Origin of the sequence: Vibrio sp. 1641, from assembly GCF_033339995.1 — a bacterium.
Taxonomy (GTDB): Bacteria; Pseudomonadota; Gammaproteobacteria; order Enterobacterales; family Vibrionaceae; genus Vibrio; species Vibrio alginolyticus.
This window is the reverse complement of record NZ_JAWOVP010000013.1, coordinates 37,930-61,681: the sequence shown is the minus strand read 5'-3', so window position 1 is coordinate 61,681 and position 23,752 is coordinate 37,930. Positions and strand designations below refer to the sequence as shown.

Sequence of the window (23,752 nt, the reverse complement as noted above, 5' to 3'; positions counted from 1 at the left end):
GTTCACTAAGATGCAGCTATCAAAAATTGGAGTAATTGATAATGCAAAACAAACGTGATTCTTATAACCGTGACGATCTACTTGCTTCTAGCCAAGGCGAACTGTTTGGGCCTGGTTACCCTCAGCTTCCTGCGCCAAACATGCTAATGATGGATCGTGTTACTAAAATGTCTGAGACTGAAGGCGATTTTGGTAAAGGTTTGATCTTGGCGGAATTGGATATTACTCCAGATTTGTGGTTCTTTGACTGCCACTTCCCTGGCGACCCTGTAATGCCGGGTTGTCTTGGCCTTGATGCGATGTGGCAACTTGTTGGTTTCTTCCTTGGCTGGGTTGGTGGCAAAGGAAAAGGTCGTGCTCTGGGTGTTGGCGAAGTGAAGTTTACAGGTCAGATCCTGCCAACAGCGAAAAAAGTGACGTACGAAATCCACATGAAACGCGTTGTAAACCGTAAGCTTGTGATGGGTTTGGCTGACGGTCGTGTATGTGTGGACGGCAAAGAAATCTACGTAGCAAAAGATTTGAAAGTTGGCTTGTTCCAAGACACTTCAAGCTTCTAATCACGATTTTAATCGATTTATTAAGGCTCCTATTTAGGAGCCTTTTTGTTATCGAGTGTTAACCTGCTTCCCTATGTCCCTATAATGTAGAAAAGGCTCCGTAGAGCCCTTTCGAATCCTTCTTTTTGTATGTGGAGAGTTTATTTGTAGAGACCAGATTGTCTTTCATCTCTGGCATCACGCCAACCACCTAACCAATACGACCGAGCATCAACTTGTTGATATGGGCAAGCCTCTTGAGACCTTCCATTCAATCCAGCTTTGTAGCCTTGAGATTGAGCTCGTTCTAGGCGATCACGCTTTTGTCTCTTCATAGTTAATTCCTCATACAGGTCCATTTACTAACGTACAGCTGTTATTGTGAAACTTTGATGGAGTTTTTATGACTCCACTTATAAGAATCGATCAAAGTAGGCAATTTCTCAAGGCATAAAAAAAGCAGAGACTCAAATGTGTGAGCCTCTGCTTGATTTAAAAATTACTGACGATTTTTAACTATTTTCTACGGAACCCAAACAATCCAAGCATGGTCAAAGCTAACCAACCAAGGCCTGCACCTTGACGCTCTGTCGTCGTTGAGTCAATGCTTCGAGATACGATGTCGTCCTTAGTTGCGTCAGCAATAGGTACTAGTTTGACTGCTACAATTTGCTCTTCAGAGCTACATGTCGCATTGTTTGCTGTTGTGCTATAACCACCTGCACATTTCATAGCAGTACCAGAGATCACACCTGCATCATTAATATCAGTTGCGTCGATAATACGGAACTGATTGTTTTGTTCAGAGTAATCACCGCCATTAGTCAAACTGTCTAGGAACCAAGCTTTTCCATTAAACAATGTTGCAGCACGTTCACTAGTCTCGCCACCTAGGCTATATGGATAGATAAAACCGCGCTTACGACGTGGCTTGCCATCGTCTTCACGAGTCGTTTCCGCATCAAGTTGCCCGACGATTTCATTGTAAGAGTTGATACCGCCCATCTTACCGCCCGCACCGCTAAAGAAAATGCCAGTAGTTGGGTAAAAAGCGCTAATAGAATCCTTACGAACATCATCTACGATAAAGAGACGATTCGGAGCAGAGCCCGTTGGCATTAAGTATCCGCCCGAACGTTTCGCTTCACCTATAGCAACAAAATTAGAGTTAACGTCGGTTAATCGTGAGTTTGTATGAACCGTATCATCACCTTCGCGCTGTCTAGCTCCTACAACAACTTTATTTTTCCAAGTTGCGTTTTCAACGCTACCTTCGGCTTCTAGAGTTCCGACAAAAACAGTCGCATTCAGGTAGTTATCATCACTGTAAGTGTTGTAACCTACGCCATAGACCGTAGTTCCATCAGTGACAAGGTCACGCATGCTCCCTTGAGCTAACCTTTCTCCATCTTTAGATGTGCCACTTGGCCAAGCCAATTCACTGACGGTTCCGCTTTGATCCCAAATCGCTGCTTTTGATGTATGGTGAGATCCATTGGTATTGCTTGCTGTTCGAGAAACACTGCCAACAGTAAAAATGCCGTCTGTGCTCCAAGCATGGCTTTGCACAACACTTGCGTCACTATCGCCAGTAAGAATATTTGGCTCTACTGGTGCAACTACGGTATTTCGTGTTTCTAATGTAGAAGCATTTTCTGTGCTAACTTTACTCTGATTACCGACAGCTGCACCATCCTCGGTAAGCTGGTTGATAACATTGTTATATTCATTTTTATAAGCAGCAGAATCTTCTTCTATGAACGCTAACGCATTAGAAGTAAAGTCTTTACTACGTTCTTTATTCCACGGCGTCCAGTTTACTGAGGCCCAAGAGTCACAGGTGGAATAGCGAAGCTGGTTGTAACAGTAACGCTCAAAGTCTTTGAGTTCTTGGATGTAATAAAAGCCAGCGTCTAATCCGAATGGGATTTCTTCACGATAGCTGTTCCCATCCACGGCTTGTGTCGCTGAAATCGGCGTAGTGCGAGTTTCCATTGCAAGTTTAAACTGCTCTGGCGTGCAGTTTGCTGCTGCATCAAAGCAGCCTAAAGCGAAAGGTGAACCTGTTGAAGGATCTGTACCTGCATCGCCCTGTTGAATTGCAACCCCGTAAGCCGTTTGGTAGTCACCGTTTGAACCATGATCCTGAGGTGAAACCTCAACAACTTGATACAATGCCGCCTGTGCGTTCATTGTGGTACCAACCATCATTGCAATGGCGGTCAATTTGAATTTATTACTACAATTCATTGAATTCTTAACTATCCTGTTGCATTGCTTCGAGTTCTTCCCATCTCTCGAATGCGATTTCCAACTCCTGCTCTAGTGCAGCAAGCTGTTCCAATACCGGCTGAGTTTGCTCTACAGGTTTAGCAAAGAACTCTGGATCGTTCACTTGCTCCTGAAGGCTCTCGATATCCGACTCTAATTGTTCAAGTTTAGCTGGTAGAGCCTCTAATTCTCTTTGCAGCTTATACGATAACTTCTTCGAATTGTTCTTAGGTTGCGTAGTTTTGGGAGTTTCCTCAACCACTTTCTCTTTCTTCGTTGGTTTTTCAACCTGACTGCGCGAAGCAAGAACTTGGTCACGCTGCTGTTTAGCATCATGATAACCACCAACGAACTCTTCGATTATACCGTTACCCTCAAAAATCCAGCTGGTTGTTACTGTGTTGTCTACAAACTCACGGTCGTGACTCACTAACAATAATGTACCCTGATAATTGGCAAGCATTTCTTCTAAAAGTTCCAACGTTTCGATATCCAAATCGTTAGTTGGTTCATCAAGAATAAGTAAGTTGTTTGGTTTCAACAAGATACGGGCTAGCAATAATCGGTTTTTCTCACCACCGGAAAGTGCCTTAACCGGGGTTCTGGCGCGCTTAGGTGCAAATAAGAAGTCTTGGAGATAACTCAGCGCATGACGCTGACGTCCCCCAACCATTACTTCTTGTTTCCCATCCGCTAAGTTATCGATCACTGTCTTTTCTGGATCCAAAATCTCTCGGTACTGATCAAAGTACGCGACTTCTAATTTTGTTCCGCAGTGTAAACGACCAGACTGCGCTTCCAATTGCCCTAATAGCAATTTAAGTACCGTACTCTTACCGCAGCCATTTGGTCCGATAAGTGCAATACGGTCACCACGCATGATGTTAAAGCTAAAGTCGTCGACAATTGTCTTGCCTTCGTAAGCAAAAGATACATTTTCTGCTTCAAATACAATCTTACCTGAACGAGAAGCATCATCGATGTTTAGGTTAACTTTACCTTGAACTTCACGACGGTCACGACGCTCTTCACGAAGTTTTTTAAGGGCTCGAACACGGCCTTCATTACGAGTACGACGTGCTTTAATACCTTGACGAATCCACACTTCTTCCTGAGCTAGTTTCTTATCGAACTCAGCATTTTGCATTTCTTCGACGCGAAGCATTTCTTCTTTGTCATTCAAATACTGTTCGTAATTACCAGGGAAAGAAGCTAATTGACCGCGATCTAAGTCGACGATGCGTGTCGCCATCGACTTGATGAATGCACGGTCGTGAGAAATAAAGATGATCGAGCCTTTGAAGTCTTTTAAGAAGTTCTCTAACCATTCGATCGTTGTCACATCGAGATGGTTTGTTGGTTCATCAAGAAGCAATACATCAGGATCACAAACCAGCGCACGAGCTAAAGCAGCTTTACGTTGCCAGCCACCGGATAGATCGGCCAGTTTGGTTTCTGGGCTTAGTTTTAAAGCGCCAAGTACGTTCTTAACACGGTCATCAAAGCGCCAAGCATTAGAATGATCAAGTTGCTCTTGAACTTTCGCCAAACGGTTAATGTTCTTCTCACTTGGGTCTTGAGCAACAAGATCGAGAAGATCGTGATAGATCTTCAATTGTTCGCCGATTTCAGCCAAACCGCCAGATACGTATTCGTAAACCGTACCCTCTTGATTGCGCGGTGGATCTTGTTCAAGCCGAGAAACTACTACGTCTTGAGTTATTTGAATCTTGCCATCATCCAACAAAATGTCGCCGGCAAGCACTTTCATTAACGTGGACTTACCTGCTCCGTTACGACCAACTAAACAAACGCGTTCGTTTTCTTGAAGAGCGAACTCCGCTTTATCTAGCAATGGGTGGTCACCAAATGCAAGTTGTGCGTTATGAATGGTAAGTAATGCCATTATTATCCAACCAATGTATGAGTTGTTCTAAGTCAAACGGCCAGTTCAACTCAGAATCTTGATATTTTAAGACGGGTATTGTGACGCCGTAACGAGAAAATAGTACATCATCGAACGCAATATCGATGATATCTGTTTGCTCGGCCAAACCGACTTGGTCTACTAGAGCAAATGCCATCTCACAAAGATGGCATCCCTCCGTGCTATACAATATCAGCACGTATTAATCCTTTTGTTTATACTACGCGTGCGTTACTAGCCAACAGTTATGAATCTGTTTATTACGCGCAAAATCTAATGGTAACGTTTGAGAAGAAATATTCTGTGCCTTCAAACCCAATTCAGCGAGTGATTCTTCATCCATCTTGAAATGACGTTTGTTATTTGAAAATACGATTGTGCCTTCACTTCTCAGTAAACGTTTGAGGTTCTTCATCAGCTTAATGTGGTCACGTTGTACATCGAATGATGTTTCCATACGCTTAGAGTTAGAGAACGTAGGTGGGTCAATAAAGATCAAGTCGTACTCACCTTTTGCGTTTTCTAGCCATTGCAAACAGTCCGCTTGTTCATATTTATGTTGGCGCCCTACACAGCCATTAAGCTGCATATTGTCTTTCGCCCAGTTCAAGTAGGTGTTTGACATATCGACAGTTGTAGTGGAACGCGCCCCACCAACTGCAGCGTGCACTGTTGCACTACCAGTGTAAGCAAACAAGTTAAGGAAATCTTTACCCTGTGCCATTTCGCCAAGACGACGACGAGTGATCTTATGATCCAAGAACAGGCCTGTGTCTAGGTAGTCATGAAGGTTAACGATCAGCTTCACACCGTACTCGTTTACTTCGAGCGTCTCTGATACCTGACCTAATTTTTGGTACTGGCTTCGACCTTTCTGCTTCTCACGAACTTTCAGTACAACTTTGTTCGCTTCGACACCGGTCACCTGAATCGTCGCACGGATAATGTCCGTTAGACGACGCTTGGCTTTTTCTTCAGGGATGTTCTTAGGTGCTGCGTACTCTTGAATCACAATTTGATCGCCGTACACGTCGATCGCTACGTTATATTCTGGAAGGTCTGCATCGTAGATACGATAGCAGTCTAGTTTCTCTTTACGAGCCCACTTGCCAATCTTGCCAATGTTTTTCTTCAAACGGTTTGAGAAGTCTGGTGCGATTTGAACGTTAGTATCTGCACCTTTAACTTCATCAGCGCTGCGCTCGGCAATGCTGTAGTTCTTTTGGTGACACGGTAACGCACCATTGTTCAATTTAAACTGTTTATCAGCGCGCATACGAAGGCAACTCAAGAGCTCGTCTGAGCTAGAGAAGATAGATGCTTTACATCCGCCAAACTCAGATTTTAGCTGTCCACCGAATGCGGTATAGAGCGCAATCAGCCCCGGCTCAGTTCCTAGACGCTCACCGTAAGGTGGGTTTGAAACGATAACACCGTGTTCAAATCCTGCGGGACGAGTAATAGTTGCAGCATCACCTTGCGCAAACTCAATCAACTCTTCAACACCTGCTCTGCGGGCGTTTTCTTGAGCGACTTTTAATACTTTGGGGTCGTTATCGAATCCAAAAAACTTAGCGTCAACTTTCTTGACACCCCGTCTAGCTTGAACATTAGCCTCTGATTTAATCTCAGCCCAGGTCTCCGGTTCAAAGTCTTCCAAAACTTCGAAGCCCCATTGTTTGCGCTTAACGCCAGGTGCCATGTTGGCTGCCATCATTGCCGCTTCAATAAGCAAAGTACCAGAACCACACATTGGATCGAGTAATGGTTGATGCCCATCCCAGCCACAACGCATGATAATCGCAGAAGCAAGCGTTTCACGTAATGGCGCACGACCCGATTCTGGTCGATAACCACGCTGATGAAGACCACTACCTACCATGTCTACCCCAAGCAACGCTTTATCTTTATGCAAACGAACGTGAATACGAATATCTGGGCGTTCTTTGCTGATATTAGGACGTGGCAAGCCTTTATTCTCAAAGCAATCTACGATGCCATCTTTGACCTTCATAGCCCCGTATTGGCTATTTCTAATCTCACGGTTTGTGCCGTTAAAGTCCACAACAAAGCGTTTAGAGCTATGAAATTGGTTAACCCAGTTAATAGTGGAAGTGGATAGATACAAGTCCATGTCGTTGTTACACGTGAACTCAGATAAAACACGTACAAATCGAGACGCTAAACGGCTCCACAAACAACAGCGATAAACCTGTTCGTTTGTCGCTTTAAATTTTACGCCTGCCTGTACTGGTTTCGCATTTTCAATGCCTAGTTTAGTCAGTTCTTCAACAAGCAAATTTTCCATGCCATTTGAAGTTACCGCGAGATATTGATTCATAGTGTTCTTTCGCTGATAAAAAATGGCTTCAATTATACCTGACTTTACGATCAATGCCTCGTTTTTAAAGGTATTTTCCCACCCGTTAGTTCAAATCATCACCACTCAAATGATCTAAAACTTTCAACATCTTTAGTTTGAATGTTTTTCATTTATGAACGTATTTTGTTTCCTTTAGAAGAAGTGAATACTTATTTACATGCATTTTGGTATACACCAGTTTGGGTTGGTTGATGTAAATTACTTACAAATGCCCTTTATAGGGGAATAAATAGGGTTGTTTTAGGCGCTAGGTTGCCTAATTAAAGGAGTAATCAAATTGAAATAAGTAAAATAAAAGTGACCAGCTTCATGTTTGCATGCATAGAAAACAAACAGTTTCATGGTCTTTCGGATTGGAGTGTCAGAGGAAAGGACAAAAAAAATCGACCCAGTAAGGTCGATTAAGGCAAACAAAGGAACGAAATAAAGAAAAATTAAACAGCTTTAACCCACCATTGCCATAGGGGTCATTGCAAAGAGGTGGTTTGCACAAGCCATGCGATCATGCATTACTTTAATCGGCTGCCCAAATTGAAGCGCCTTATTGCCATCAAGAACAAAGGCTTCTTGGTTAACATAAGCACATAAGCTCGATGTTTCGCCTGGTTCAAGAACGATGAACATACCATCAGAATATTGATTTGTGAGGAAGACCATGTCCCCTTCTTGAGGTTCATAATCAGAGGACTGTGCATCGAAGAACCAGCTCTTAGGCTGTACAGGTTTATGAAAACGCTTTGCAGCAACACAATACAGTGTTAATTCAGCTTGGCGATATTCACTGATATCGAGACAGCGAATGCGCTCATTAAACGTTTGAAATGCGCTGGCGTCATCAACGGTAAATTCACTGTTTGAGAAGGCACAGTTAACCAACAATTTTCGGGATAGATTGGTTTGGAAAATCATTTCCTCCCCCAGATCCAGCATTAAGCAAGCTTTTTGCTCGTCAAAATACCAATTCCATTTGTCGCTGGGTTTAAGCATTATTCCGTTCTCTCTTGACTAGTTAAATCAGTGGTAAAGAGGTAAGACGCTTAATTACCTACTCGTGATTTTTAAATTCTACAAACGAACGGATAAAAAAAAAGAGGAAACAAAGTCCTCTTTTTTATGTAACAGGTACTGATTTTTCAGTAGTTTTTGATGTATATGTTAAAGATTCTTAACAATATCACGTACGAGACCTGGGCCGTGGTAAATAAAGCCAGTGTAGACTTGAACAAGCTTAGCGCCTGCCATGATCTTTTCTTTGGCTGCAACATAGGAATCTACACCACCAACACCGATAATTGGAAGTTTGTCTCCAAGCTCTTCATGAAGCTTACGTACGACCTCCGTAGAGCGTGATTGCACAGGGCGACCACTCAAGCCACCTGCCTCATTGGCGTGTTTCATCCCTTCTACGATCGTGCGATCCAAAGTTGTGTTAGTCGCGATCACACCATCTATATTGTTTTTCAATAAAGAATCGCAAATTTGGCAGATTTCATCGTCACTTAAATCTGGCGCAATCTTTAATGCTAACGGGACGTACTTGTTGTACTTCTCTGATAACTCCGCTTGTTTCGCCTTTAATTCGGAAAGCAGTTCATCAAGGGCTTCACCATATTGAAGTGAACGAAGACCTGGAGTGTTTGGCGATGAGATGTTTACTGCAATATAGCCAGCATACTCATACACTTTTTCCATACAAATCAGGTAGTCCTCTGCCCCTTTCTCAATTGGCGTATCTTTATTTTTACCGATATTAATTCCGAGCACACAATTGAATTTTGCTCGTTTAACATTCTCGATCAAATTATCAACGCCTAGGTTATTAAAGCCCATGCGGTTGATGATCCCTTCTGCTTCCACTAAACGGAATAAGCGTGGTTTATCATTACCTGGTTGTGGTCGTGGCGTTACAGTGCCGACTTCGACAAAGCCAAAGCCCATGGCATCAAATGCTTCAATACATTCGCCGTTTTTATCTAAACCAGCCGCAAGACCAACAGGGTTACGGAATGTTAGACCCATACACTCAACTGGACGAGTTGGTAACTGTTGGCGGTAAAAGAGATCAAGTGGTGTGCCGTTAAAGCGTTGGAAGTTCTTGATTGCAAGATCATGTGCCTTCTCGGCATCGAGTTGGAAAAAGCCAGTTCTGGCTAGACGGTAAAGCATTGTGCCTCCGAAAGAAAAAAGCCCCGTATAAACGGGACAATATTATTTACCGTTTTTCATCGTAATTCAATGAAAATGAACGTAATAAGTAAAAACCTATATCTTTATAAGATTTTCAAATATAAAACAAACAATTACAATCAAGTTTCTGCGATAAAAATCGTAACTAACCGCTTAAAAGCAATCGATTTCACTCTGTTTTAATTTCAACTCAATGTGACAATGTAACTATTTTCGTTCCAAATGTGAATAATAGATAATAAAAAGCCCCGTTAAATAACGAGGCTTTTACTTATGACTTGATTATTCCACTACTCTTTCGATGAGCAGTTGAGGTTTAAAAGTACTAGCTCTCGAAGTGCTACAGAGAACTTAGCAAATTCGTGTACTGAGCCAACTTTGAACTCGTTTAAGATACTCTCCCAGCGGTGCAACGATTGCTCGTTAGTTTCAATCCAATCTTCTAACGCAGCCATCACGTCAAGCTCTTCGGTTGAGCAGCCACAAGTCAGTACCTGAGCGGTAAGTTGACGTTGTTGCCAGTCCAGATCTTCACGGAATGCCGCTCTTGCAAGTGCTTGCCAGTTGTTATCAACGGCTTGGCTATTAATTTGCTTCAAGAACCAATGCAACGATAAACGGTCACCCAAGTTAAAGTAGAGTTTCGATGCTTGCTCAACCGTTTTACCTGTTTCACTTGCTACTGATGAAATATCCAGTGCAGATTGTAAGCTTGATAAGCGGGCAACTTGGTGAGCGAGTTTCTCTTCAACCCCTTTCTCTATCCAACCTTGAGCCAACTCATTGTGTTCTTCAACTTCAGACTCAACTAACATAGTGTCTAGGGTTTCAGTGATAACATTGACATCTTGCTTGTAGATAGCAATCAACTCACCGACCGTGCATTTGCCGCTACGGTTACGAAGCAACCAGCGTGCAATTCGACGCAGTGCTCGGCGCACGTAAAACATAATTTCGTATTGAGCTTGCGCTGTCGCAACGTTATCAAGTTTGCGAGTTTGCTTGAGGATTTCTTCTAAATCAAAGATTTCTCTAGCCGCACTGTAAGCGTTGGCAATATCGACAACACTTGCACCAGTTTCTTCTTGCAAACGAGTAACGAAGTTACAGCCCATTTCATTAACCATCTGGTTAGCCAATGCTGTAGCGATAATTTCAGCTCGCAGTGGGTGATTAACCATTTGATCTTTATAGTTACGTCGTAACGCACTTGGGAAATATTCAACAAGTTGTTTTGCATGGAATTCATCATTTGCGATTTCATCCGTAACAAGTTGCTGTTTAAGTACCATTTTACCGTAGGCAACTAACACTGATAGCTCAGGGCGAGTCAGACCTAGTCCCTGTTTTTCACGCTCGATTAGCGTTTCATCATCAGGAATGTATTCGAGAGCACGGTCCAAGTACCCTGCTTTCTCCATAGTGTGGATGAATCGAATTTGCTCCTTAACAATGCCAACACCTTGCTGTTCAGTAACAGAGATCGACTCCGACTGACGGTAAGCATCATCCAAGACAATTTCACCCACTTCGTCTTCCATAGACTCTAGAATTTGGTTACGTTGCTTAACCGTAAGATCGCCATTTGAAACCAGTCCATTGAGGAAGATCTTGATGTTGACTTCATTATCCGAACAGTCAACGCCACCTACGTTATCAACGAAGTCCGTGTTCACTCGACCGCCAGTTAGTGCGTATTCGATACGACCAAGCTGAGTCATACCCAAGTTACCACCTTCGCCAACCACTTTGGCTCTTAAGTCACGGCCGTCAATGCGCAGCATGTCGTTAGCACGGTCACCAACATCTGTATGAGTTTCTGTCGATGATTTAACGTAAGTGCCGATACCACCGTTCCAAAGAAGATCGACTTTCATTTTCAAGATCATCTTTATCAGATCGTTAGGCGCTAAAGATGCTTTCTTCGTACCTAACATTTTCTGAATTTCTGGCGTCAACTGGATCGATTTTGATCGACGAGAGAAGATGCCACCACCTTGAGAGATCAAGTCTTTGTTGTAATCTTCCCAGCTTGATCTTGGCAAATTAAACAAGCGGTTACGCTCTTCCCAGCTGCTGGCTGAATCTGGATTTGGATCAATAAAGATGTGCATGTGGTTAAACGCAGCTTGCAATCGAATATGCTTCGATAACAGCATACCGTTACCGAACACGTCACCTGCCATATCACCTACACCGATTGCAGTAAAATCAGTGGTCTGACAGTTGATGCCCATTTCACGGAAGTGACGTTTAACAGATTCCCAACCACCTTTTGCGGTGATTCCCATTGCTTTGTGATCGTAACCGTTTGAACCACCTGAAGCGAATGCGTCACCTAGCCAGAAGTTGTATTCTGCAGAAACAGAGTTTGCCAAATCTGAGAAGGTTGCTGTGCCTTTATCGGCAGCCACTACTAGATATGGGTCATCTTCATCGTGACGAACAACGTTTTGTGGTGGTACCACCTCTCCTTCAATGATGTTATCTGACACATCAAGCAGTGCACGGATAAAGCGTTTGTAACAACGCTGACCTTCCGCAAAAATTTCATCACGACTGGTGAGAGATGGCTGGCGTTTACAAACGAAGCCGCCTTTTGCACCCACTGGTACAATTACAGTGTTCTTAACCTGTTGCGCTTTCACTAAGCCAAGAATCTCCGTACGGAAGTCTTCTTGACGATCTGACCAACGCAAACCACCACGAGCCACTTTTCCACCACGAAGGTGAACACCTTCAATATCTGGTGCGTAAACAAAGATCTCGAATGCAGGTACAGGCTGCGGAATCTCAGGAATATCGCTTGGCTTCATTTTCAAAGATAACCAAGGCTTAGGCTGCTTATTCTCGTCTACTTGGTAGTAGTTGGTACGAAGCGTCGCCATGATCATTTCGATATAACGACGAATAATACGATCATCATCCAAGCTCTCTACACGATCCAACTGCTCTGTTAGCTTTTTAATTAGATCGTTTTGGCCTTTCTCGCTGCCTTTGTGTTTCGGATCAAATCGCTTGGTGAACAGCTTGACTAGACCTGTCGCTAAGTCTGGGTAGTGGCTTAGCGTGTCTTCGATGTACTGCTGACTGAATGGGAAGCCGACTTGGCGCATGTATCGTGCGTAAGCGCGAAGAATGGAAATCTCACGGCCAGATAAAGACGCACCTAATAACAATCGGTTGAAACCATCACTTTCAAGATTACCCGCCCAAATGGCAGCAAATGCTTGTTGGAAACGATCACGAGCTTCACGAAGGTCAACGGTTTTCTCGCTCTTATGCAGCATAGAGAAGTCAAGGATCCAGAAGGTCTGACCGTTGTTTTTCTCGATCTCATATGGCGATTCGCCAATCACACGCAAACCAAGGTTTTCCAACATCGGCATTACGTCAGAAAGGTGAATTGGTTCATCGCGATGATATAACTTTAAGCGGACAGCTTTGGAATCTGCTCCCTCTTCTTGAGGTCGGTAGAACAACATACCAAGTTTATTATCATCACTTAACGCTTCTAAGCGCTCGATATCTGCAACCGCAGAACCTGGCATCATGTCCTCTTTGTACGAGCGAGGGAACGCACTCATATATTCTTTTGAAAGAGGAAGGCCTTTACTTTCACCAAAGTTAGCAATGATGGATTCTTTTAGTCTGTCATCCCAAGAGGTAGAAACTTCCATTAGATTTTGCTCGATCTTTTTCACGTCTACGTCAATGTTGTTATTGTCTACACGAACAATGTAATGTGTTCTCGCTAGTGGGCTTTCTGAGAAGTACGTTGTAAATTCAACCTCTTGCTCGCAACCAAAGTACTGCTTAAGAATGCGTTGAGTTTGACGACGCAATTCTGTGTTGTAACGATCTTTAGTGACATAAACCATGCAACTGAAGAAGCGACCAAATGGGTCTTTACGAACAAACAAACGCAGCAAGTCACGATCTTGCATTTGTACAACACCCATTCCCACCTCAAGCAGCTCTTCTTCATTAGCTTGAAGCAACTCGTCGCGTGGGTAGTTTTCTAAGATATTGTGCAATGCTTTGTATGAGTATGATCCGTGACGGTATCCACTTGCTTCAAGGATACGGTCAACTTTTTCACGGATCAGAGGAATACTTTGTACCGCTTGGTTGTAAACAGCGGAGGTATATAAACCAGTAAAGCGATGCTCACCTATTACTTTACCGTTTTTATCAAACTTTTTAATACCGATGTAATCAGTATAAGCTGGACGGTGGATACGAGATGCTTTGTTACCTTTGGTGATGATCAGAGCGTATGGTTTTTTCGCTTCTAATCGCGCTGAATCTGATAATTCAGAGAGCTTGACGCTACGCACGCGCTTGTCATCAGCAAACAGACCTAGTCCTTTTTCTTTAGCAGGAACAAGTTCGGTATCACCATTGACCTCTTTTAAGTCATAATCTTTATAACCCATAAAGGTAAAGTTATGATCTTCTAGCCAACGAAGAAATGCGATCGTTTCATCCATACGATCAGTTTGAATAGAAACACGATCTTTATTTTTCTCAAGTTCATCAGTAACAAACTTAAGCTTATCAACCATCTGCTTCCAGTCATCAACGACTAAGCGAGTATCAGATAGAATTCTTAACAGCTCTTCTTTAAGCGCTTGCATCTCGTCTTTACTAGTAAGGCGGTCTACCTCTATGTGGAAAAGTGATTGAAGAACACCACCCTCACCGTTTACGTCTGTAACTTGGCCTTTTTTATCACGCTGAATCTGTGTTGGGTTATTCAACATTAGGTGACAAACAAGATCCAAACGTGCTAAAGCCATTTTGACTGAGTCCACTAAGAATGGACTATCTGGAACAACAATTTCTACGATTGTGTGTGTGGATTGCCAGCCTTGACGACTTACGGTCGGGTTAAATACTCGAACCGAAATCTCTTCTGGTTTTTTTTCATTGATATGGTGCCAAAGGCTAACGACAGCACCATAAAGGTCGGATTCGTTTCGCTGAATTAGATCATCATCAGCAATGTTACTGAATAAGTGTTGAGCAAGTTTAGTTACAAGCGTTTGGTGAGAAAGCTCGAGTTTGTCTTGAATCAGTTGGTAAACCTTTTCAAGCAGAACCGGCACTACATTTTCACGCGCGGTCATATTCACACTCCACATTAGAATTGTTGTTTTGTAGGGGGACTTAGTAGCTAGGTTGTTACCTTAGAAACTAAGCATAGGTAATGCATGTGCCCATTGTAAAAGCATAATTACAAATGTTTAACAACTAATCGTAGTGGTAAGAGGTGAAATGTCCGATTCTGTGACTAAGATTCCTATTTAACTCTCTGCAAATACAATACATCACAGAGTTTCTAACTTAAGAAACTTATTATTTTGGTCAGTTGTTAGTCTAAACTGGCCTCTAACGCCCAATTGACTAAGAAATGGTCTAAATCTCGCGGCGGGTAACTGCAAACGCAAACCGTTGTGTGTGACAACTTGAACAACACTTGCCGCACCAGAATAATGAGATAAAAACGTTTGATATGAAATGTTGAGATTGAAGTAGTAATAGTTCATGAAGTGAAAACTAAGTGACATAAACAAATAAGGTGGTCTTAATGACCACCCTATTGTGTTGTTTACTATTCGTCTAGTGCTTTAGTCACTTTTTCGAATAGATCTTTAGCAAGATTATCCATTGCTTTGAGCTTTTCAAGTTCTGCACGAATCATTGCTTGGCGAGCTTCATCGTATTTACGGAACTTAAGCAAAGGATCAATCATTCGAGAAGCTACTTGTGGGTTCGAATCATTTAGTTGGCGAAGAATTTCACCGGCAAACTGGTAACCTACACCGGATTTATCATGGAAACGTACAGGGTTCGCACTTAAGAACGAGCCAATTAAGCTGCGCGTACGGTTCGGATTTTTCAAACTAAATGCTTCGTGGTTCATGGTTGCTTTTACTTTTTCAAGAGCATCCTCTGCAGGATTGCTACCTTGAAGTGCAAACCACTTATCCATAACCAAACCATCGTGCTTCCATTTATCGCTATAATCAGCCATAAGTGCTTCACGACACTCGAGCTGAGCGTTATTTGCGGCACTCATCGCAGCAATCGTATCTGTCATGTTATTTGCAGATGCGTACTGCGCGTTGACTAAATCATTACCTTTTTCCGTATATGCTAGATACTGAAGGCAACGGTTACGTAAAGCACGCTTGCCAATTGCAGCATGGTCGATCGTATACTCTGTTTGCTTAAGCGTGTGATAAGTCGCACTTAGCTCATCTTCTAATTCCTTAGAAAGTGACACTGTAATGCTGTTTAGCACTTTGTCTACGGCATCGATATCAATTTGCTGGTACCAACCAGTAATCTCATTGATTGAAGGCATAGAGAAAACTTGAGCAATGAAAGCTGGCTCAAGCGTTTCATCCAACAGCACACCGCGGAAAGCATCTATCACACCTTCAGAAAGTGATACTTCTTGTCCCGCTTTAACATTTTTCACATTCTGACGAATGTATTTAGCCAATAGCATTTGGCTAGCGTCCCATCGAGCAAAATCGTTCGTTGCGTGCTTCATCAAGAAGACTAACTCGTCATCGCTGTAATCGTATTCTAATTTGACTGGTGCCGAGAATTCACGCAACAAAGATGGCACTGGCTGTTCTTCGACATTTTCAAATACGAACGTTTGCTTATCTTGTTTAACATCCAGCACGTTATGAACAGATTCACCGTTAATCACCAGTGGGATAACTCGACCTTTCGAATCATACAACTCGATATCGAACGGAATATGCAGCGCTTGTTTTTCTGCTTGGTCTTGCGTCGGCTCCGTAAATTGCTCTACCGTTAGTGCGTAAGTTTTTGCATCAGCGTTGTATTCGCTATTTACGCGCAGCGTTGGTGTACCCGATTGGCTGTACCACAAACGGAACTGTTTTAAATCAACACCGGTGGCATCTTCCATTGCAGAAACAAAGTCTTCACACGTCGCGGCGGTACCATCGTGACGTTCAAAATAAAGTTTCATTCCTCTTTGGAAGCCCTCTTCGCCAAGGAGTGTATGGTACATGCGAATAACTTCGCTGCCCTTTTCATACACCGTTAGCGTGTAGAAGTTATTCATCTCAATGACTTTGTCAGGACGAATCGGGTGAGACATTGGGCTTGCATCTTCCGCAAATTGAGGACCACGAATAATACGTACGTTATCAATACGGTTATCAGCACGAGAACCTAAGTCAGAAGAGAATTCTTGGTCACGGAATACGGTTAAGCCTTCTTTTAGACTTAGTTGGAACCAGTCACGACAAGTGACACGGTTGCCAGTCCAGTTGTGGAAGTACTCATGACCGATCACAGCTTCGATACCTAAATAGTCACGATCTGTCGCAGTTTGATCGTTCGCCAGAACATATTTTGAGTTGAAAATGTTCAAGCCTTTGTTTTCCATTGCACCCATGTTGAAGAAATCAACAGCAACGATCATGTAAATATCCAGATCGTATTCCAGGCCAAAGCGTTCCTCATCCCACTTCATCGAGTTGATCAGCGATGTCATCGCATGACCTGCACGATCTAAGTTACCTTTATCAACAAAGATTTCTAAATCAACACTGCGACCTGACATCGTTGTATATTTGTCACGCAATACATCAAAGTCGCCAGCAACAAGGGCGAACAAGTAAGCTGGTTTTGGATGCGGATCCTGCCATTGAACCCAATGACGACCGTTCTCTGCATCACCTTCTGCAATTCGGTTACCATTGCTCAGCAAATATGGGTAAGCAGCTTTATCTGCGATCACTTTTGTTGTGTATTTTGCTAGAACATCCGGACGGTCTAGATAGTACGTGATACGACGGAAGCCCTCAGCCTCACACTGAGTACAAAATGCGCCGCCTGATTTGTACAAACCTTCGAGTGCTGTATTCGCTTCAGGATCAATTTTGGTGACGATTTCAAGTTCAAACTCGGATGGAAGATCGGTCAGTACCAGCGATGACTCCTTCACCTCGTGATGAGCCCAATCCTCACCATTTACTTTTACAGCGCGTAGCTCAAGCCCTTCGCCATCGAGTTCTAGCGTTGTTGTATCGCCTTTTTGAGCAACTTTTGATACCGCCGTAACGATTGTGTCATTGTCATATAGATCAAAAGTAAGATCGATATCAGTAATCACATGAGATGGCTCTTTATAATCTTTACGATATTTGGCCAGGGGAGCTTGAGACATGAGCATAAATCCTTGTATGTCGAACAACAAAAATACCAGACTGCATGATCAAAAATGCAGTTCTGGTATCACTATATAAGCTATTTGTAGGGGTTGTGGTATCAGAATACAAGTCTTTCCATCAAAAAACGGAGCTTTTAGTGCTCTAGCTCCGTTTTTTGATTAACATTTAAACAACATTAATGACTTACCGTACGCACGTGTAATTTGGCGCATGTTAAAGGCATCATGGCGTAACTCTATTGAGTACGGCGTACATATCACCATTGGAATCTTCGATCGTTAGCTCATTCTTGTTGAGCTTATACGTGGTTCCATGCTCGCCATTTTCATACAACAGAACCAAAAACTCATCTTCTGTGTAAAACACACCTTGTTTGATGGACTCATCCCCTTCTTCGTTCGAAACCCTAAACATGAACACGAAATCAGGTTGAAGTATCAAATCCATCTGATTAATGTTGTTTGCCACAAGACCGTCACCAGATACGTGAGAGCTAGACCAAATACCTGCAAGTGAATTAGATAATCCTTTAGTGAACGTTACACCATTAAGATCAAGCGTATTATGGTTGTTGCGATAGGCATAAATTTGAGGCTCGTCGGTGTTTAAACCAAGAACGATTGTGTCTTCATTTGCGTTATACAGCCCTTCCCAATGGTCAACGGAATAGTCCTTCTTTTGAATATCAATAGAAAAGCTGTAGTCAGAACCTAATGAGAGTTTGATCGCACGAAAGTTTTCAGCCGACTCTTCGGGGTTTGGGTTCATCAAATACCAGTCTCCGATGAGAAACGGCGTGTCAAAGTGACTTAATTCATCTTCTCTGGTGTTTTCTCCACCAAGCACACTAAAGCAGCAAAAGCTAAGTAAAATAAAGAACCACTTCATATCGGCATCCTTATCGTTTTCTTTTAGCTTAGCCAGTAGTCCTCACTTTCGCGAAATTTTAGATGTAGATCACGTAAATTATTGGGGGAAAATAAGCGAATATCTTGCTCGATATCGAGACAGCGGAAGACAAAAAGGCATAAAAAAAGAGTGAATCTGAAAGACTCACTCTTTTTATTCTAAATTGCCAGTTATTATGACTGATTTTCCTGCTTAAGTAGATCGACCATAATCGCGACAGACTCATCTAAATAAACATCAGGAGCCTCGTAGTCTTTTGGTATGTCATCCAATGTTTTGAATGCTTTTTTACCCAAAGCAACTTGACGTTCATTTATGCGTTGTAATCGAAGGGCTTCCGCTTTATCCGATTCAGCTTTACGAACTTTTTCGTTCAAAGACAAAGTATTATCGTCTTTTTCTTTACGATATTTCTCGATGTCTTCATTGATAAAGCGGAACTCCATCTCATCAGAAATACGCTTGTTATGAAGAGCAGTAAGTTTTTCAACTAAGGCGTCGTTACTTGGAAACGTTTGATATTGTGCTTTATCAATCTGATCCCAAGGTAAAGCATTGTCTTCAACACTTTCACCAGTTTCAGAAGCCTCAATTGGCGTTGGGTACGAAATATCTGGTGCAACACCACGATTTTGCGTACTTCCACCGTCAATACGATAAAATTTCTGAATCGTGTACTGAACATAACCTAGCTCTTTATCGAACAGATCATAAATATGATTCAGTGAACGATGTTGCTGAACTGTACCTTTACCGAAAGAGTTTTCACCTAAGATGATTGCACGATTATAATCTTGCATTGCCGCTGCAAAAATTTCAGATGCTGAAGCACTGTAGCGGTTAATCAATACCGTCAATGGGCCATCATAACTCACTTTTCCATCGGTATCGGCATTCACCTTGATGCGGCCATAGCTGTCACGAACTTGAACTACAGGGCCTTCTTTAATGAATAAACCTGTCAATGCCGTCGCTTCTGTTAGCGCACCACCACCATTGTTACGTAGATCAACGATTACGCCGTCAACGTTTTTGGTTTTCAACTCAGCTAGTAATTTATCGGTGTCTTTCGATAAGCCGACGTAGAAACTTGGTACTTCTAAAATACCAATCTTCTTACCGTCTTTTTCGATGATTTCTGACTTAACCGCACGATCTTCTAAGCGAACTTTGTCACGAACAATTGTGACAATGTAACTCTTCGCATCGTTACCTTCTGGCAAGATCTGTAGATTAACCTTTGTGCCTTTCGGGCCTTTGATTAACTGAACAACATCATCCAGACGCCAACCGATCACGTCGACAATTTCTTCACCGTCTTGTCCAACACCAGTGATTCGGTCCCCTTCACCAAGTTGCTTACTCTTCGACGCCGGACCGCCAACAACAAGTGAACGAATTACTGTGTAATCGTCTGTCATTTGCAAAACGGCACCGATGCCTTCTAGAGAAAGGTTCATTTCCGATTGGAATTGCTCGGCATTACGTGGAGAAAGGTAGCTTGTATGAGGGTCAACCTGTCGCGCGAAGGCATTCATATACAACTGAAATGCGTCTTCATTGTTGGTCTGTGTGATTCGCTTCATCGCGTTGTTATAACGCTTCTCTAAAACTTCTTTAATCTCTGGCCACTCTTTGCCAGTCAGTTTCAGATTTAACGCGTCATATTTCACACGCTTGCGCCACAACTCGTTAAGCTCTGCTTCGTCTTTTGGCCATGCGGCCTCAGAGCGGTCTAACTCTATCTCGTCATCGGTATCAAACTTGATCTCTTCATCGAGTAGAGTTAACGCATAAGCAAAGCGATCGAAACGCTTCTGCATTGAGAGGTTGTAAACATCAAAAGCAATTTGGTTGTTGCCCGATTTAAGCTGATCATCAAGCTCGACTGACCAATTTTTAAATGAGTCGATGTCTGCTTGAGTGAAAATATTTCTATTGTAATCAAGCAACTCTACATAGCGTTCAAAGATCGCTTTAGAGAAATCATCATTGAGGCTGAAGTGCTTATAATGAGAGCGGGTAAATCGCGAGGTGACTCGTTTGCTAGCTGTTTCATGCTGAACTTCAGGAGAAAGAACTGGCAAGTCATCTTTATGTAGTTTGGCTTCAAGAGCCTGAGCTGATGCTGCTAGCCATAAGCTAGCAGCAATCAGGGTCACTTTTGAACGGCAATTCATGCGTAGGAGTATCTCCTTTATGCGCGCAAGTGCTCCGCTTTCACAACCATTTGTAGGCCGTTAGCAAGTTGAACACGTACATCATCCTTATTGATTTCAACAATGGTCGCTGCCATGTTTCCTTTGCCCATGTTCACGTTAACTGCGTTACCTACTGTGATTTCATCAGCATTTAGAGCGCGCGTTTCTACAGGCTTAGTTGGTTTTTGTACTTTTGGTTTATTAGTACGACGAGGCTGTTGAGGCTTTTTAGCCGCAGGTTTCGCTTTCGCCTTACCCTCTTCACGAGCTTTTTGTGCTTGTTCTTTACGACGAGCCTGAACTTTCGCCTTGCTTTCTGCAAGTGTCGCTTTCGCGTGTTCAACGTGCTCTTCTTCTAGCTCACCACAAGGGTTGCCATCTAGGTCTACACGTACTGCACCTGGTTTTACACCGTGTAGGTAACGCCATGATGAAGTGTACTGTCTTAACGCTGCACGAAGCTGTGTTTTGCTTACTTTTTCGTCTTCATTTAGACGTTCCGCAAGATCTTGAAAAATACCAATTTTCAGAGGTTTTGCTTCACCTTCTAAAGTAAAGCACTTAGGGAAACATTCAGCAATATATGCAATAACTTCTTTGCTGTTTTTTAACTTTTCAGTCATGAGGGGTCCTGATTTGAGCGGATTTCCGCGAGCATTAAGAAAAAATATTCTCGTATTATAGTGACATGCCAAGGAAAAACCACACTCGAAGGCTAATTTATGCGTCGTTCGCGTGTGAATTAAGCAGCTTTTCTACTTCAACCATGAAATGAGTGAGACCTTCTTCGTCTGTTTCATTAAATCGGCCAATACTTGGACTATCAATATCAAGTACACCAACCACCTTTCCATTAATAGAAAATGGAATCACAATTTCTGAATTGCTCGCTGCATCGCACGCAATATGCCCCTCAAATTCGTGAACGTCGTATACTCTTTGTATAGTATTAGTTTGTGCAGCAGTACCGCAGACGCCTCGACCCATTGGGATACGAACACAAGCTGGTTTTCCTTGGAACGGACCAAGAACAAGCTCTTCACCTTTTGTTAGGTAAAAGCCTGCCCAGTTAAGATCGTCAAGTTCCATGAAAAGCAATGAGCTCAAGTTTGCTAGGTTCGCAATAAAGTCTGGTTCAGACTCAATTAGAGCAACAGCTTGTTTGGTTAGTCTTTGGTATTGTTCTAAGTTCATATTAACTTCCTACTTACTATAAAAGCTTCCATTCTCAATGTATGGCGCTAAAATGCAGCCCTACTTTATAATAGGACTTATTCTCAATTACAATGCTTCTGAAAAATGACACTATTAGCCGTTCTTGGTTGATAACACAAGTAAAAAAGCACAAGTCCAAGCTGATCATAGCGAACTTGATAGCGGTGCTTGCAACCTTGATTAGTGTTCCAATTCCCCTCCTCATGCCTTTGATGGTTGATGAGGTCTTATTGGACCAACCTGCAAAAGGCTTAGATGCCATGAATGCCATTCTCCCTGAAGCGTGGCACACTCCGACAGGCTATATTTTCTTCACCCTGTTCTTGGTTGTTCTTATGCGAGCTGCGAGCCAAGGATTAAATATCCTTCAAAGCCGACAATTTACGCTTGTTTCAAAAACCATCACGTTTGAGATGCGCAGTAAAATGATCGACAAACTCGGCCGTATCAGCATCCGACAATACGAAACCAAAGGTAGCGGAGGAATCAACGCACACCTTATCACTGACATTGAGACCATTGATAAATTTATTGGTTCTACGTTAGCAAAATTCGTTATCAGTTTTCTGACTGTTATTGGTACTGCTATCGTTCTACTTTGGCTCGATTGGCGACTTGGTCTGTTTATCCTGTTAGTTAACCCTATTGTCATTTACTTCTCACGTAAACTAGGCAGTATGGTTAAACATCTGAAACGGAAGGAAAATCATTCTTTTGAAATTTTCCAAAACCGTTTGGTTGAAACATTAGATGGAATCTACCAACTACGCGCAGCCAATAAAGAGCGAGAATTCCTCCAACAACTCAAAGACAGTGCGAACCAAGTTCGCGTTGATGCAGACAAGTATGCTTGGCAATCTGAAGCGGCTGGTCGCGTTTCTTTCCTTCTCTTTTTGATCGGCTTTGAATTATTCAGAGCTGTCGCAATGTTAATGGTCATGTTCAGTGACCTTACTATTGGCCAAATATTTGCCGTTTTTGGTTACCTATGGTTCATGCTGTCTCCTGTTCAAGAGTTGCTTGGGATTCAGTTTTCTTGGTACAGCGCTAAAGCCGCATTAAAACGCATCAACGACTTATTAGAGTTAGAAGAAGAGCAGAGACCGGTTCCTAAGGTAAATCCTTTCAAAGAAGGTAGAGAAGTTGACGTTAAAGTAGAAAACATTAATTTCTCTTACAATAATGAAAACAAAGTCCTAGATAATCTTTCTTTACATATGCCGGCAGGAAAGAAAGTGGCGTTAGTTGGTGCAAGCGGCGGTGGTAAGTCGACCTTGATACAATTACTTATTGGGGTTTACCGTCAAAACTCCGGTAGCATTCGCTTTAATGATGAATTAACAGAAGATATTGGCTTTGAAGTAATTCGCGACAAAATTGCCGTGGTATTACAGCAACCTATACTATTTAACGACACCTTGAGGCATAATCTAACGCTTGGTGGTAATTTTGACGAAATGTCACTTTGGCGTGCGCTTGAAGTGGCTCAGCTGCAAGATGTAATTTCTCAACTTAACCACGGCTTGGATACTCAAGTTGGTCGTAATGGCATTCGTTTGTCAGGAGGTCAACGACAACGGCTTGCCATTGCCAGAATGGTGCTGAGTAATCCTCAATTTGTAATTTTAGACGAAGCCACGTCTGCGCTAGATACCGCTACTGAAGCGGCTTTACACAAAGCACTGACCGAGTTCTTACGTGGTAGAACAACATTAATCGTTGCGCACCGACTATCCGCTGTTAAACAAGCCGATTTGATCTACGTGCTTGAAGATGGGAAAGTGACGCAAACAGGTACTCATGGTGAGTTAGTTGAGCAAGAAGGCTTATATCAAACCTTATATGGGGGCATACAGTCCCACGCTTAAATCGTTCAAGCTAGAGAGGTCGTT

At 42.7% G+C, this 23,752-nt stretch carries 16 protein-coding genes; 2 read left to right on the top strand and 14 right to left on the bottom strand.

Going from position 1 to position 23,752, the window contains the following annotated elements; genetic code table 11:
* Window positions 1-41: 41 nt before the first annotated feature.
* Window positions 42-560 (top strand): bifunctional 3-hydroxydecanoyl-ACP dehydratase/trans-2-decenoyl-ACP isomerase, encoded by a 519-nt coding sequence (fabA, locus tag R7Z47_RS19555; RefSeq protein WP_005390081.1) that lies wholly within the window; start codon window positions 42-44, stop codon window positions 558-560.
* Window positions 561-700: 140 nt separating this feature from the next.
* Here fabA and rmf read toward each other — a convergent pair whose 3' ends face one another.
* From rmf to R7Z47_RS19485, 14 genes are all read right to left on the bottom strand, one after another.
* Window positions 701-874 carry a ribosome modulation factor gene (rmf, locus tag R7Z47_RS19550; RefSeq protein WP_005377453.1) on the bottom strand — a complete coding sequence of 58 codons (174 nt, stop codon included), beginning with the start codon at window positions 872-874 and terminating at the stop codon, window positions 701-703.
* Between the two features lie 181 nt (window positions 875-1,055).
* A complete protein-coding gene (locus tag R7Z47_RS19545) occupies window positions 1,056-2,789 on the bottom strand; it encodes a DUF3466 family protein (RefSeq protein ID WP_033905318.1) in 1,734 nt (577 codons plus the stop codon).
* A 7-nt stretch (window positions 2,790-2,796) separates the two neighbouring features.
* Entirely contained in the window at window positions 2,797-4,716 is a 1,920-nt protein-coding gene (locus R7Z47_RS19540) for an ABC transporter ATP-binding protein (RefSeq protein WP_213893859.1), read from the bottom strand.
* Window positions 4,694-4,936: a glutaredoxin family protein gene (locus tag R7Z47_RS19535; RefSeq protein ID WP_213961979.1), complete on the bottom strand. Its 243-nt coding sequence runs from the start codon at window positions 4,934-4,936 to the stop codon at window positions 4,694-4,696. The genes R7Z47_RS19540 and R7Z47_RS19535 overlap by 23 nt, the downstream gene beginning before the upstream one ends.
* A gap of 21 nt (window positions 4,937-4,957) precedes the next feature.
* Window positions 4,958-7,078 carry a bifunctional 23S rRNA (guanine(2069)-N(7))-methyltransferase RlmK/23S rRNA (guanine(2445)-N(2))-methyltransferase RlmL gene (rlmKL, locus tag R7Z47_RS19530; protein ID WP_053350765.1) on the bottom strand — a complete coding sequence of 707 codons (2,121 nt, stop codon included), beginning with the start codon at window positions 7,076-7,078 and terminating at the stop codon, window positions 4,958-4,960.
* A 486-nt stretch (window positions 7,079-7,564) separates the two neighbouring features.
* Window positions 7,565-8,107, bottom strand: a complete 543-nt coding sequence (locus tag R7Z47_RS19525) for a cell division protein ZapC (protein WP_005377444.1) — start codon at window positions 8,105-8,107, stop codon at window positions 7,565-7,567.
* Window positions 8,108-8,275: 168 nt separating this feature from the next.
* Complete coding sequence (gene pyrD / locus R7Z47_RS19520) at window positions 8,276-9,286, bottom strand: quinone-dependent dihydroorotate dehydrogenase (protein ID WP_017634281.1); 1,011 nt, start codon at window positions 9,284-9,286, stop codon at window positions 8,276-8,278.
* A 311-nt stretch (window positions 9,287-9,597) separates the two neighbouring features.
* Entirely contained in the window at window positions 9,598-14,439 is a 4,842-nt protein-coding gene (locus R7Z47_RS19515) for an NAD-glutamate dehydrogenase (protein ID WP_258654547.1), read from the bottom strand.
* A 201-nt stretch (window positions 14,440-14,640) separates the two neighbouring features.
* Window positions 14,641-14,859 carry a DUF2835 domain-containing protein gene (locus R7Z47_RS19510; RefSeq protein WP_005377440.1) on the bottom strand — a complete coding sequence of 73 codons (219 nt, stop codon included), beginning with the start codon at window positions 14,857-14,859 and terminating at the stop codon, window positions 14,641-14,643.
* 65 nt (window positions 14,860-14,924) lie between these two features.
* Window positions 14,925-17,531 carry an aminopeptidase N gene (gene pepN / locus R7Z47_RS19505; RefSeq protein ID WP_318130549.1) on the bottom strand — a complete coding sequence of 869 codons (2,607 nt, stop codon included), beginning with the start codon at window positions 17,529-17,531 and terminating at the stop codon, window positions 14,925-14,927.
* Between the two features lie 226 nt (window positions 17,532-17,757).
* The gene (locus R7Z47_RS19500; protein ID WP_182016347.1) at window positions 17,758-18,423 is read right to left on the bottom strand and encodes a hypothetical protein; all 666 of its coding nucleotides are present in this window, start codon (window positions 18,421-18,423) and stop codon (window positions 17,758-17,760) included.
* 194 nt (window positions 18,424-18,617) lie between these two features.
* Window positions 18,618-20,624, bottom strand: a complete 2,007-nt coding sequence (prc, locus tag R7Z47_RS19495; protein ID WP_017634279.1) for a carboxy terminal-processing peptidase — start codon at window positions 20,622-20,624, stop codon at window positions 18,618-18,620.
* A gap of 17 nt (window positions 20,625-20,641) precedes the next feature.
* A complete protein-coding gene (gene proQ, locus R7Z47_RS19490) occupies window positions 20,642-21,268 on the bottom strand; it encodes an RNA chaperone ProQ (protein WP_005377435.1) in 627 nt (208 codons plus the stop codon).
* Between the two features lie 97 nt (window positions 21,269-21,365).
* On the bottom strand, window positions 21,366-21,839 hold the full coding sequence (locus tag R7Z47_RS19485; RefSeq protein WP_005377433.1) for a GAF domain-containing protein: 474 nt from the start codon (window positions 21,837-21,839) through the stop codon (window positions 21,366-21,368).
* Between the two features lie 92 nt (window positions 21,840-21,931).
* Between R7Z47_RS19485 and R7Z47_RS19480 the strand changes: the two genes are divergently transcribed.
* Window positions 21,932-23,728: an ABC transporter ATP-binding protein gene (locus R7Z47_RS19480; protein WP_017634277.1), complete on the top strand. Its 1,797-nt coding sequence runs from the start codon at window positions 21,932-21,934 to the stop codon at window positions 23,726-23,728.
* The last annotated feature ends 24 nt before the right edge of the window (window positions 23,729-23,752 follow it).

Coding starts and splice junctions, on each gene's coding strand:
- fabA (WP_005390081.1), top strand. CDS start 42: ATGCAAAACAAACGTGATTCTTATAACCGTGACGATCTACTTGCTTCT.
- rmf (WP_005377453.1), bottom strand. CDS start 874: ATGAAGAGACAAAAGCGTGATCGCCTAGAACGAGCTCAATCTCAAGGC.
- R7Z47_RS19545 (WP_033905318.1), bottom strand. CDS start 2,789: ATGAATTGTAGTAATAAATTCAAATTGACCGCCATTGCAATGATGGTT.
- R7Z47_RS19540 (WP_213893859.1), bottom strand. CDS start 4,716: ATGGCATTACTTACCATTCATAACGCACAACTTGCATTTGGTGACCAC.
- rlmKL (WP_053350765.1), bottom strand. CDS start 7,078: ATGAATCAATATCTCGCGGTAACTTCAAATGGCATGGAAAATTTGCTT.
- R7Z47_RS19525 (WP_005377444.1), bottom strand. CDS start 8,107: ATGCTTAAACCCAGCGACAAATGGAATTGGTATTTTGACGAGCAAAAA.
- pyrD (WP_017634281.1), bottom strand. CDS start 9,286: ATGCTTTACCGTCTAGCCAGAACTGGCTTTTTCCAACTCGATGCCGAG.
- R7Z47_RS19515 (WP_258654547.1), bottom strand. CDS start 14,439: ATGACCGCGCGTGAAAATGTAGTGCCGGTTCTGCTTGAAAAGGTTTAC.
- R7Z47_RS19510 (WP_005377440.1), bottom strand. CDS start 14,859: ATGAACTATTACTACTTCAATCTCAACATTTCATATCAAACGTTTTTA.
- pepN (WP_318130549.1), bottom strand. CDS start 17,531: ATGTCTCAAGCTCCCCTGGCCAAATATCGTAAAGATTATAAAGAGCCA.
- R7Z47_RS19500 (WP_182016347.1), bottom strand. CDS start 18,423: ATGAAGTGGTTCTTTATTTTACTTAGCTTTTGCTGCTTTAGTGTGCTT.
- prc (WP_017634279.1), bottom strand. CDS start 20,624: ATGAATTGCCGTTCAAAAGTGACCCTGATTGCTGCTAGCTTATGGCTA.
- proQ (WP_005377435.1), bottom strand. CDS start 21,268: ATGACTGAAAAGTTAAAAAACAGCAAAGAAGTTATTGCATATATTGCT.
- R7Z47_RS19485 (WP_005377433.1), bottom strand. CDS start 21,839: ATGAACTTAGAACAATACCAAAGACTAACCAAACAAGCTGTTGCTCTA.
- R7Z47_RS19480 (WP_017634277.1), top strand. CDS start 21,932: ATGCTTCTGAAAAATGACACTATTAGCCGTTCTTGGTTGATAACACAA.